Raw genomic sequence first — 285 nt, forward strand, 5'->3', positions numbered from 1 at the left:
TTATAGGACTTCCGATAGGCGGTAAAAAGGTGATAATCCGTATGAAAGTCCAACGCTATAGGTGCAAGAACAAGGATTGTGATTATGACCGTCAGGAGAGCATACCCTTTGCCACGGGTAGTTGCGGCTACACCCACCGTTTCGCGAAATATGTAGTGGGTCTGTTAAGGGGCATGACCTTGAAAGACGCGGCTAATCTCCTGGGCGTATCCTGGGATACCGTCAAGGAAATCCATACCCGTCATCTTGAATACCATTACGCGCCTCCTTCTCTTGAGGGAGTGG

Annotated in this window: 1 protein-coding gene; it reads left to right on the plus strand. The window is 49.5% G+C overall.

The window, feature by feature from the left end; translation table 11 throughout:
* A partial coding sequence (locus I6E24_RS16880) for a helix-turn-helix domain-containing protein (RefSeq protein ID WP_317218748.1) occupies positions 1-285 on the plus strand: 285 nt, incomplete at both ends.

This window comes from Bacteroides caecigallinarum (assembly GCF_021530995.1).
Classification (GTDB): Bacteria; Bacteroidota; Bacteroidia; order Bacteroidales; family Bacteroidaceae; genus Phocaeicola; species Phocaeicola faecigallinarum.